Genomic DNA, 11,504 nt, shown 5'->3' on the forward strand with positions numbered 1-11,504 from the left:
AGCTGATCCCGGCATAGCCGGCGCCGCATCGGCTGCTCCGTAACCGCCCTTTGGGACCCCCAAAACGGCCGTTACGGAGCAGCCGATTGCTGTTTAACGCCGGTTGGCCAGGGCCCGGGCCTGCTCAATCAGCCGCAGCACCTCCACCGGGCCCGCCGGATCCACCGGTACCGGCAGCGCCGAGGCCGCCCCGCCGTCGTGGATCTTCGCCGCCAGGAGCCGGTAGAACTCCGGGTAGGCGCCGCGCTCGGTGGGCAGCCGGTCCAGGTGGCCATCCCGGCCGAGCAGCCCGGCCCAGTCCCGGTCCTCGATCCCATAGTCCGGGTCCAGCGGGCTGCCGCCGGCCACGATAAAGGGCTCCTGCGGGTCCACGCCGTTCTTGGTGAAGCCGCCCGCACTGCCCAGCAGCCGGAACCGCGGTCCCTGCTGGGCGCAGAGCATGTTCATCCAGAGATGGCTGGTCACACCGGATTCGTGCCGCAGGGCGAGGAACACGTCGTCGTCGGTCATCCCGCCGGGCCGCCTGGCATCCAGTTCCGCATGCGTGAGGGTGGCGGGTCCGAACAGCTGCACGGCCTGGTCCAGCAAGTGGGTGCCGAGGTCGAACAGTACCCCGCCGCCGTCGTCCGCCGTCGCGGTCGCCTTCCATGCCTTCGCGACCGCCGGGGACCAGCGTTCGAAGCGGGATTCGAACCGCGTGACGGTGCCGAGCACGCCGCGCTCCAGCAGTCCGCGGACGGTCAGGAAGTCGCCGTCCCAGCGCCGGTTCTGGAAGACCGTGAGCACGCGTCCCAGCCGCGCGGCGAGCTGGATCAGTTCCCCGCCTTCGTCGCTGCGCACGGTGAACGGCTTGTCGACGACGACGTCGAGTCCGGCTTCCAGCGCGGCTCTCGCGAGCGGGTAGTGGGTGGCCGGCGGGGTTCCCAGGACCAGCAGGTCCAGTTCGCCGGCGAGCTCGAGGATGTCCGCCGGGGCGTCCACAATCCGGGTGCCGGGGTACCGGGCGGAAGCGGCCGCCTGCCTGCCGGCGTCGGAGGTGGAGATCACCTCGACGGAGAACGCGGGGTCGGCGGCAAGCAGCGGGGCGTGGAAGACGCCACCCGAGAGGCCGAAGCCGGCGACGGCCGTGCGAATGGGCCGGGTGGAGTCTGTTGTCATGGTCCCACGCTACCCCCGTGGGCCCCGGCCGTCCCGGGTTTAAGCGGCGGCGGCCGGCACCCCCGAAGAATCAGGGAATGCCGGCCGCCGCTGCATGAAGAGCCGGGAGGTGTTACTTCTTTTCCCAGCCGAGCGTGGTCCAGTCCGGAACCTGGGACAGGCTCTTGAACAGGGACGGGCCGTAGTTGGCCAGGCCGGTGCGCACGAAGGAGATCTGCGGGCCGTTCATCACAACCCCCATGGAGAAGTACTTCTCCATGTGCTTCTTTTCAACTTCCATGGCTGCCTTGTTCCGCTCAGCGTTGTCGGCGATGGTGGAGAGCTTCTTGATCTCGGCGTCCAGCTCGGCGTCGCCGAGTTCGTTCTCGTTCGTCGTGGAATCGTAGAACTGCTTGACGGAGTCGGTCGCGTCGGCGCCCACGGTGTAGCCCGAGACGCTCATGAAAAAGTCGCGGCTGCCCAGGACCTTGCCGAAGTCGGCGGAAGCGCGCTGGTCGATGCCAACATCCATGCCGCCGGCCTTGAGCTGGTTCTGCAGCGTCTGCGCGAACGCCAGGGTGGTGGGATCGTCACCGAAGTTGCTGATCTTGAACGCGGCCGGGACGCCGTCCTTTTCCATGATGCCTGCGGCGTTGGCCGTGTAGCCGGCGTCCGTCAGGACCTTCTTGGCGGCCTCGGCGCCGGTCTCCTTGACCGGGTAGTTGTCCTGGTAGTACTTGGAGAATGGCAGCAGCATCATCGATCCGGAGCTGGTTTCTTCCCAGTTCAGGCCGTTGAAGCGGACCTTGCGCAGCGCTTCGCGGTCGACGGCGGTGAAGATCGCCTTGCGGATCGCGACGTCGGTCATCGGCGCTTTCTGCGCGTTGAGGTTCAGGCCGCCGGCGAAGAGGCGCTGGCCGCGGCGGATCTCGGAGTCCTTGGTGCCGTCGAGCTGCTTGTACGGGGTGATGGTGTTGGCGGACACACCATCGATTTCACCGTTCTTGAAAGCGGCGATCGCGGCGCTGCTCTCCAGCTGGCGGAAGACGACCTTTTCCAGGACCGGCTTGGTACCCCACCACTTGTCGTTCTGGGCGAGGGTGACCGTCTTGGCGGCGCTGTCGTACTGGTCGAGCTTGAACGGCCCGGCCATCCATTCCGGGTGCATGTCTCCGGTGAAGCCCTCGTTGAAGATCGCCGGGGTGTTCACGGCCGGGTGCACGAGGCCGGTGAAGAGGGCATCCAGCGGATAAACCGGCTGGGTGGTCGTGACAATAACTTCCTTGTTGCTGGAGCCGGCCTTGACGGATTCAACGAATTCGTACGCGCCGGAGCTGACGATGTCGATGTCCTTGTTCTCACCCTTGAGCATGTTCCAGGTGTTTTCGAAGGCCTTGACGTCGATCGGCGTGCCGTCGTTGTAGGTGGCCTTCTCGTTCACCTTGATGGTGATGGTCTGCTTGCCGTCCTTGACGTCGCTCTTGACGTCCTCGCAGAAATCCTTGTTCGGCGTGGCGGTGCCGTCGAAGTCGAAGTTCCAGCAGCCCCAGGTGCCGGCCTGGTCGATGGGGCGGTGCAGGGCGGTATTGTCCGCGCTGTTGCCGTTGTTGGAGAACCCGTTGAAGTCCGGACCGATGTTGCCCAGCGGCAGGGTGACGGTGCCGCCCGGCTGCAGGTCCTTGGCTTCCTTCGCGTTGATGCTCACCAGCTTGGCCAGGTCACTTCCCGCGTCCTGGCCCTTGGCGGTCGCGGGACCCTGTGCAGCGCCGCCGCCACCGCCACAAGCGGTCAGCGTAAGCGCTGCAACGACGGCGGTAACGCCGCCGATCTTGGTCAGATTCTTCATGTGTTCCCCTTCATTCCTTTTGGTGCGGGTTGTGATGCGTGTGATTGGCAGGTCAGGTGGTTTCGCGGATAACGAGCATGTCCGCGTCCAGTTCGCCGTCGGGATAGAAACAGGCGAATTGCTGGTCTGTGGGAGCCCCGGGGACGGCCCGGCGGCCGGTGCCGGCCGAACGCCCGGGGGTTCCGGCGCCGGCGGCTTCCTGGGAGTCCGTGACCGTCAGTAGTGCGGGTTCCTGGGTCAGGCACTTCTCCTGCTTCGCCCGCGGCAGTGACGCGAAGACCGGGCAGCGCGTGGCGAAGTTGCAGCCCGCCGGCGCCTCGAGCGGCGAGGGCAGATCGCCCTGCAGGATGATGCGTTCGCGGGTGCGTTCCAGGACCGGGTCGGGGACCGGGATCGCGGAGAGCAGCGCCCGGGTGTAGGGGTGGCGCGGATTGTCGAAGACGTTGTCGACGTCGCCGATCTCCACGATTTTCCCCAGGTACATCACGGCGACCCGGTTGGAGATGTGCCGCACCACGGACAGGTCGTGGGCCACCATCAGGTAGCTCAGCCCGAGTTCCGCGCGGAGCTGGTCCAGCAGGTTGATGACCCCGGCCTGGACGGACACGTCCAGGGCGGACACCGGCTCGTCCAGGACCACGAGTTTGGGGTTCACGGCGAGGGCGCGGGCGATCCCGATGCGCTGGCGCTGGCCGCCGGAGAACTGGTTGGGGAAGCGGTTGACGTGGTCCGGCTGGAGGCCCACGAGTTCCATCAGCTCCATGATCCGCTTACGGATCGCAGGCTTGGCCATGCCCGCGTTCTCAAGCGGCTCGGACAGCACTTCAAAGACGGTGAAGCGCGGGTCGAGGGCGCCGGTGGGGTCCTGGAACACCATCTGGAGTTCCTTGCGCATGGCGCTCTTGGTCTTTGCGTCGGAGGCTTCTTTGTTGCTGAGGCCGCCGATGACCACCTCGCCGTCCTGGTCCTTGTGGAACTCCATGATTTCCAGCAGGGTGGTGGTTTTGCCGCAGCCGGACTCGCCGACGATCGAGAAGCACTCGCCCTCGCGGATGTCGAAGCTCAGCCCGTCGACCGCCTTGACGGTGCCGATCCGGCGTTTGAGCAGGGCGCCCTTCATCAGCGGGAAGTGCTTCCTGACGTCCCTGAGTTCCAGCACGGTCCGGCGTTCTGCGCGCGGGATCGCGTCAAAGTGTGACACCGGAACGGCCGGGGCCTTGAAGATCTCGCGGACGTCCACTTCCAGGCCGAGGGAGTCCGTCTTGATGCAGGCGGCCTGGTGCGGCAGTCCGCCGTCCGGGTTGTCCCCGGCAACGGGCCACAACTCCGGTTCGCCGTGCAGGCAGGAGTCGCTCGCGAGCGGGCAGCGCGGCGCGAAGGAACAGCCCGTGGGCGGATGGATGAGGTTCGGCGGGATGCCCTCGATCGGCACCAGCGAGGACTTCTCGGCCACGTCAACGCGCGGCACCGCGCCGAGCAGGCCCATCGTGTAGGGCATCCGGGGGCTGTAGTAGATGTCGTCGACGCTGCCGGTCTCCACCGGCTTGCCGGCGTACATCACCATAATGTCGTCCGCCATGCCGGCGACGACGCCAAGGTCGTGGGTGATCATCACGACGGCGGCGCCGGTTTCCTCCTGCGCGGTGTGCAGCACCTCCAGGACCTGCGCCTGGATGGTGACGTCGAGCGCCGTCGTGGGCTCATCGGCGATCAGCACGCGCGGGTTGTTGGCGATCGCGATGGCGATCATGACGCGCTGGCGCATGCCGCCGGAGAACTCATGCGGGAAGGCCTTGAGCCGGTCCTTCGGGCTGGGGATGCCCACCATACCGAGAAGCTCGACGGCGCGCGCCTCCTTGGCCTGCCTGCTCATGGTGGGGTTGTGGACCGTAAGCGCTTCGATGATCTGGTTGCCGACCGTGTAGACCGGGGTCAGTGAGGACAGCGGATCCTGGAAGACCATGGCGATGTCGTTGCCGCGGTACCGGCACATGGCCTTGTCGCTGAGTCCCAGCAGTTCCTTGCCCTGGAGCCGGACCGAACCGGTGATCTCCGCCGTCGGGGGCAGCAGGCCCAGGATGGCCAAGGACGTAACGGACTTTCCTGAGCCCGATTCGCCCACGATGCCAAGGGTTTTCCCGGCGCGGAGGTCGAAGTCGATGCCGCGGACGGCGTGGACCTCCCCGTTCTCGGTGTTGAAGCGGACGTTCAGGTCCCGAACGGAGAGCACGGCATCCGCCGGGGCATCACCTGCGGCGTGCAGCCCGGCGACGTGGAGGCGCTCGACGTCGGAAAGGTCGGCGGCGGCGAGACCGGCGGACGCGGTGCTGGCGGTCATTTCGTGGCTCATGGGGTCTTCTTCTGTGCGGTCTTGTGTGCCTTGCCGGACTCACTCTTCCCGGGGCCGCCCTTCCTGGCGCGGCCAACCGAGCTGGAACTGGGATCGAACGCGTCCCGCAGGCCGTCGTTCATCATGGCGAGCGAACCGGTCAGCAGGAACATGACGGTCAGCGGGACCCAGAACATCCACGGGAAGGTGGAGACCTGGGAGGTGGCCTGTCCGATCAGCACCCCCAGGCTGACGTCCGGGACCTTGATGCCGATCCCGATGAAGGAGAACGCCACCTCGGCCAGGATCGCGCCGGTGATGCCGCGGGTGATGTCCAGGACCAGCAGCGAGCCGATGTTCGGGACAAGGTGCCGCCAGACGATGCGCCGCGGCGGGATGCCCATGTACTGGGCCGCCTTGACGAAGTCACGCGACATGAGGGACATCGAGAGCGAGCGGATGAGGCGGGCCGTGCCCATCCAGCTGAAGACCAGCAGGACGATGATCAGCAGGAGCCAGCTGGGCAGGGACTGCTGCAGGCCGTTGCCGCCGCCGCTCGTGGCCACGGCGACGACCAGCAGGGCCGGCATCATGATCAGGGCTTCGAGGACGAACAGCATGACCTTGTCCACCTTCCCGCCGAAATAGGCCATGGTGCAGCCGTACACGGCGGCGATCAGGACCGAAACGAGCCCCACGACAAGGCCGATCAGGATCGAGATCCGGGTGCCCTCCACGGTCAGGGCGTAGAGGTCGATTCCGGCCTGGGAGGTGCCCAGCAGGTGCTCGGCCGAGGGCGGCATGCCGATGTTGAACGGGTCGATCGTCTCCTTGTCCCAGCTGGTGAAAAACCCGCCCACGAAGGAGAACAGGGTCAGGGCCAGGAAGATGACCAGGCCCACGACGGCCGTCTTGTTGCGCAGGAAGCGGCGGAGGATGATCGAGGACTTCGCGATGACGACGTCGTCATTCTCGATTTTTGCCCCGCCGGCGACGGCGGCCGGGTCGATGGTATTGAGGTTTGTCATGGTTACTGCACCCGCACTCTCGGGTCGACCAGCGTGGTGGCGAAGTCCGCGAGGATCGCGCCGATCGCGAAGATCACGGAGCCGTAGGCGAGGGTCGCCGTCGCGGCATTGACGTCCTGCAGGGCGATCGCGTCGATGCTCCAGGAGCCGACGCCGTGCCACGCGAAGATCTTCTCGGCGAAGAAGCCGCCGGCAAATATGGCGGGGATGGTGAAGGCGATGCTTTGTGCCACGGGGATGAAGGACACCCGCAGGGCGTGCCGGCTGATGGCCTGGTTCCGGGTCAGTCCCTTGGCCCGCGCCGTCCGGACAAAGTCGGCGTTCACGTTATCCAGGAGGTACTGGCGCTGGGCGATCTGGTAGGTGCCCCACCCCACGATCGTGATCGCGAAGGTCGGCACCGCGTAGTGCGCCAGCATGTCCACGAATTGGACCCAGCCGTCGCCCTCCAGCCCCGGAGTGGAGATGCCGGTGACGAAGAAGATGCGTTCGCCGACCGATTCGTTGATGTTGATGGCACCGAGCTGCACCAGGAAGTAGGCGATCGGTGCGGGCACGATGTAGACGAGGTAGCTGTACGAGGTGATGACCCGGTCCGAGGCCTTGTACTGCCGGGCTGCCGTGTAGACACCCAGTGCGACGCCGATGATCAGGGTCAGGATGATGGAGGCCAGGAACAGCCGGGTCGAGATCCAGACCCGGTCGCCGAATTCGGCGTTGATGAACGCGCCGTTGGGGCTGCGTCCCCAGTCCCAGCGGGTGACGATCGCCGTGAGCCACTCAACGTAGCGCTCCCACGCGCTGAGCTCCGGATCCAGGCCCTTGAGCCGGAAAGAATTGGCCACCTGCTCGGGGGTGGGCCGCGGGATCCGTTCCTGCTCCAGCAGTGCGGGCTGCAGGGTGTTCACGGCCAGGAAGTACCCGGCGGTGGTTGTCAGGAAGATCATGAAGACATACGTGATTGCACGTTTGGCGAGGTATCGGAGCATGGGACGACTAGTTCTGGATCGCCGTTGTCTGTGCGGTCTCTGCCGCGGCCGGATCGGTGTTTTCAGCCTCGCTGCGCGCAGGATTCCTGACAAGATTCACAACTTGGTCCTTCCGTAATCCCCGTCCGGCACGGGGTTTACCGCTGCCGATCCGGGATCCTGGCCAGCGGGTATCTGGCCGCCCGCGAGCCTTTCGGCGAGTCCTGGTGGACTATGTTGCAGGTCACATTCCAGAGGAAACTATCACATGCATGCCGCCGCCGGACGACCCCGGGACCGGCATTCCGCGTGTCAGGTATCAGATCGTTATGAATAATTCCGGGGAATTGATTTGGGATGCGGCCCGCCAGGGGTGCCGGTCCGGCTACGCCCCGCGCACGACGCGCGAGACGAGCTCGCGCCAGGACGCGGTGAGGCGCTCCGGGGCAATCTGGTGCACCCGGACGGCGTGCAGGATCCGCTCCGGTTCCAGGGTGGCGCTCAGCGAGGTGGCCATCAGCCAGGGGTCGGCCGTCACGCCCGCTTCCCGCAACAGCATCTCCAGGTGCCGGTGCCAGAGCACGGCCGCCGGCACGTCGAACCGGTTGTAGGCGGACACGTCCGCGGCCCGGGCCAGCTCGCCGAATTCCAGCACCCAGCCGATCCGCTCCTGGCCAAAGGCGATGAGCCGCTCCAGGGGCGGGGCGCCGGGGCCCAGCGGCGGCGGGCCGAACATAAACCGCCCCTGGAACCCGGCCTCCGCGTCGCTGAGCAGCGCCACCATCAGCCCGGCCCTGCTGCCGAACCGGCGGAACACCGTCCCTTTGCCCACGCCGGCCCGCTGCGCCAGCGTGCCCATGGTCAGGCCGTCCGCCCCGCATTCCTCGATGAGCTCGCGGGCAGCGCGGAGGAGCAGTTCGCGGTTGCGGGCCGCGTCGCGGCGTTCAGGCTCCAGGCCCGGGCGGATGGGGATCAGGCTCACAAGGCTCATTCTAGTCACGGGGAATAGAAGCGGACCGCAGTCCGTTTTGATCTGTGAAGGCCGGCAAAGCCCCCATCATCAGCCAGCCGCAGCATCACCCGCGGCGCGACACCCAGGAGTTCACATGTCCAAGAACACCGTTCTCACCCTGGTCGGCAGCCTGCGCGCCGATTCCACCAACCAGAAACTCGCTGAAGCCATCCAGCTCAACGCCCCGGAACAGGTGGAGGTCCTCATCCACGACAGCCTCGGCAACATCCCGTTCTACAACGAGGACATCGACGTCGAGGGCCGGGTTCCTGCCGCCGCAGCCGCCCTGCGCGCCGCCGCCAACGGCGCCGACACCCTGCTCCTGGTCACTCCCGAGCACAACGGGACGGTTCCCGCTTCGCTCAAGAACGCCATCGACTGGCTGTCCCGCCCCTTCGGCGCCGGCGCCCTGAGCGGCAAGCCGACCGCCGTCGTCGGCACCGCCTTCGGCCAGTTCGGTGGCGTGTGGGCCCAGGATGAGGCGCGCAAGGCCGTGGGTATCGCCGGGGCCCGGGTGCTCGGGGACGTCAAGCTGGCCGTCCCGGGCTCCATGGTCCGCTTCGCCGAGGTCCACCCGAAGGACGACGCCGAGATTGTTGAGCAAATCAAGGCGGTCTTCGAGGCGCTGGAAGTGTCCCGCACGGCCTCCGCAGCGTAGCTCCCCCGCTCCACTCCGGACACCCCCGGCCGCCCTGCTGCGGCCGGGGGTGTCCGCGTCCGCGAATCTTTGCGGCATTAGGGAAACAAAAGTTTCTCCCGCGGCAACATGGGTTGTATTCTGGGAGATGTGACCCACGAAACACTTGATGCCGCCGCAGAAGCACTCCCGGCCGAGGCAATTGACGCAATCGAACGTGCGGCTACGTCCGCCCACCGCCACGAGGACCTGTTCTCGGAGCGCGCAGCAAATATCAGGCAATCGGCAGTCCGCGACGTCTTCGACATCTCGATGCGCCCCGGCCTCGTCTCGCTGGCGGGCGGCAGCCCGTACCTGCAGTCGCTGCCGCTGGAACGGCTCGGCCAGACCGCCGCCAAGATTATTGCCGAACAGGGCATGACCGCGCTGCAGTACGGCGGCGGCCAGGGCACCGAAGAACTCCGGACCCAGGTCTGCGAAGTGATGGCCGCTGAGGGAATCCTGGACGCCAGGCCTGAGAACGTGGTGATTACGGCGGGATCGCAGTCCGCCCAGGACGTGGCGACCAAGGTCTTCTGCAATCCCGGCGACGTGGTGCTCGTCGAGGACCCCACCTACGTCGGCGCCCTCAACACCTTTGAGGCGTACCAGGTCCAGGTGGCCACCGTGCCGATGGATGACGACGGCATCGTCCCCGACCTCCTGGAGGCCAGGATCGCCGCCCTACAGACCGCGGGCAAGAACATCAAGTTCCTCTACACCATCCCGAGCTTCAACAACCCCTCCGGGATCACCCTGTCCGCCGAGCGCCGGCAGCAGGTCGTGGATATATGCCGCAATGCGAATATTCTGGTGCTGGAGGACAACCCCTACGGACTGCTCCGCTTCGACGGCAAACCGCTCACCCCGCTGCGGGCTGCGAATCCGGACGACGTCATTTACATGGGGTCCTTTTCGAAGATCTTCGCACCCGGGCTGCGGATCGGCTGGGCGCTCGTCCCGGCGCACCTCCAGCGCCGCTATTACCTGGCGTCGGAGGCTGTCACCTTGTGTCCGCCGACCCTCAACCAGATGCTCGTCTCCGCCTACCTCCGCGACTACGACTGGCGCGGCCAGATCGAGACGTACCGGGGGCTGTACGAGGAGCGCTGCGACGCAATGCTGGCCGCACTCGACGAGTACATGCCCCCAGGGCTGAGCTGGACCCGCCCGGAGGGTGGTTTTTTCGTCTGGGTCACGCTTCCCGAGGGCGTGGACACTTATCCGCTGCTGAAAAAAGCGATCGACGCCGGGGTGGTCTTCATTCCGGGCGCGGCCTTTACGCATTCCGACGACCCGTCCAACAAGATCCGGCTGGCCTTCAGCGCCGTCCCGCCGGAGTCCATCCGCGAAGGGGTGCGGCGGCTGGCGCCGGTCCTGCAGGAAGCCATCGCCGCCCTGTAGCCTGAGTCATCGGTGCACGTCCGAAGACTTTCCTTGACCAAGGAGCACATCATGACCGGAATTATTGTTGTCGGCGTCGACGGCAGCGAGACTGCCCTGAAGGCCGCGCAAACCGCCCGTGACCTGGCCGCTTCGCTCGGGGCCACGCTTCATGTCGTCAGTGCGTTCGACAGCGACAGGACCGAGGTGTTCGGCAGCGGCAGCGACAAGTGGATTGTCTCCGACGCCGGGGACGCCGAAAAGGTTGCCCGCGGCGTCGCCGACAGCCTTCGCACGCCCGCAGTCCAGGTGACCTACGCCGCCGCCCGCGGCAAACCGGCCGAGGCCCTGATCGACGAGGCGGCCCGGTCCGGCGCCCAGCTGATTGTGGTCGGCAACCGACGGATGAAGGGCCTGGGCCGCGTGCTCGGGAGCGTTGCCAACTCCGTGGCCCACAACGCCCCCTGCGACGTCTACATCGCCAAGACCGACCCGTCCGAATAGGCGCGCACCGCGACCGCAGGGCGGGAGTGGCACTTGTGGCGGCATCCGGTCACCCCCAATGGTGATCGGCAGCCGCCAGGAATTCCGTGTCGGCGGTCGCGGCGGCCTCGTTACGGGCGCGGCGGGGTAGGGGTTTCCGGGGCGGGGGATCGCGCCGTCTCGTCCGAGATGTGGGCCGCGGCTGCGCATTCCCGCACGGCCTCAACACCTTCCACCGCGGCGGCGATGTCCGGGTACGCCCGGGAGAGGGCCAGCACGGCCCCGTTCCCGTCCAGCATGCGGATGAGGACCGCACCCCCGTCGCCTCGGACGATTTCAAATTTGCCGGGCGCTGAGGACCGGCGGATTGCAGCGGCGCCAACGGCGCCGGACCGCGCCAGCGCCGGGGCATGCGGCACAGGTCTAATCGCGTGTTTGCGTTGGGCGGCGGAGGGCAGAACGGGGGGAATCTTGTGCACGGTAGCTCCACGATGGGGTTCCAATGGCCGCGTCCTGACCTACTCCTGACTATACGCTGTGGGGGAGGTCACTCCAGAGTGGCTGCGTCACATTCGCCGTCCGGCGGATCGATTTGGCGTCCGCCGGCCGCCGTTGCATTGGCCCGGGGTCTGCCGGCGTTGG

Annotated in this window: 10 protein-coding genes; 3 read left to right on the forward strand and 7 right to left on the reverse strand. The window is 66.8% G+C overall.

Going from position 1 to position 11,504, the window contains the following annotated elements:
* Positions 1 to 93 precede the first annotated feature (93 nt).
* From ACZYZ3_RS04125 to ACZYZ3_RS04150, 6 genes are all read right to left on the reverse strand, one after another.
* Positions 94 to 1,158, reverse strand: coding sequence for a Gfo/Idh/MocA family protein (locus tag ACZYZ3_RS04125; protein WP_463962571.1), 1,065 nt, complete (start codon positions 1,156 to 1,158; stop codon positions 94 to 96).
* Positions 1,159 to 1,270: 112 nt separating this feature from the next.
* Positions 1,271 to 2,983 carry an ABC transporter family substrate-binding protein gene (locus tag ACZYZ3_RS04130; RefSeq protein ID WP_463962572.1) on the reverse strand — a complete coding sequence of 571 codons (1,713 nt, stop codon included), beginning with the start codon at positions 2,981 to 2,983 and terminating at the stop codon, positions 1,271 to 1,273.
* 52 nt (positions 2,984 to 3,035) lie between these two features.
* Entirely contained in the window at positions 3,036 to 5,321 is a 2,286-nt protein-coding gene (locus tag ACZYZ3_RS04135) for a dipeptide ABC transporter ATP-binding protein (RefSeq protein ID WP_463962763.1), read from the reverse strand.
* An 8-nt stretch (positions 5,322 to 5,329) separates the two neighbouring features.
* Positions 5,330 to 6,340, reverse strand: coding sequence for an ABC transporter permease (locus ACZYZ3_RS04140; protein ID WP_463962573.1), 1,011 nt, complete (start codon positions 6,338 to 6,340; stop codon positions 5,330 to 5,332).
* A gap of 2 nt (positions 6,341 to 6,342) precedes the next feature.
* Positions 6,343 to 7,329 (reverse strand): ABC transporter permease, encoded by a 987-nt coding sequence (locus ACZYZ3_RS04145; RefSeq protein WP_463962574.1) that lies wholly within the window; start codon positions 7,327 to 7,329, stop codon positions 6,343 to 6,345.
* Positions 7,330 to 7,693: 364 nt separating this feature from the next.
* Positions 7,694 to 8,290, reverse strand: a complete 597-nt coding sequence (locus ACZYZ3_RS04150) for a TetR/AcrR family transcriptional regulator (RefSeq protein WP_463962575.1) — start codon at positions 8,288 to 8,290, stop codon at positions 7,694 to 7,696.
* Positions 8,291 to 8,414: 124 nt separating this feature from the next.
* Here ACZYZ3_RS04150 and ACZYZ3_RS04155 point away from each other — a divergent pair, with 124 nt between their 5' ends.
* From ACZYZ3_RS04155 to ACZYZ3_RS04165, 3 genes are all read left to right on the forward strand, one after another.
* Positions 8,415 to 8,978, forward strand: coding sequence for an NAD(P)H-dependent oxidoreductase (locus ACZYZ3_RS04155; RefSeq protein WP_463962576.1), 564 nt, complete (start codon positions 8,415 to 8,417; stop codon positions 8,976 to 8,978).
* 129 nt (positions 8,979 to 9,107) lie between these two features.
* Complete coding sequence (locus tag ACZYZ3_RS04160) at positions 9,108 to 10,400, forward strand: aminotransferase-like domain-containing protein (protein ID WP_463962577.1); 1,293 nt, start codon at positions 9,108 to 9,110, stop codon at positions 10,398 to 10,400.
* A gap of 51 nt (positions 10,401 to 10,451) precedes the next feature.
* Positions 10,452 to 10,883: a universal stress protein gene (locus ACZYZ3_RS04165; protein WP_463962578.1), complete on the forward strand. Its 432-nt coding sequence runs from the start codon at positions 10,452 to 10,454 to the stop codon at positions 10,881 to 10,883.
* A gap of 110 nt (positions 10,884 to 10,993) precedes the next feature.
* On the opposite strand, the gene ACZYZ3_RS04170 is transcribed toward ACZYZ3_RS04165, so the two are convergent.
* Entirely contained in the window at positions 10,994 to 11,341 is a 348-nt protein-coding gene (locus ACZYZ3_RS04170; protein ID WP_463962579.1) for a YegP family protein, read from the reverse strand.
* Between the last annotated feature and the right edge of the window lie 163 nt (positions 11,342 to 11,504).

This window comes from Pseudarthrobacter linnaei (genome assembly GCF_055412825.1).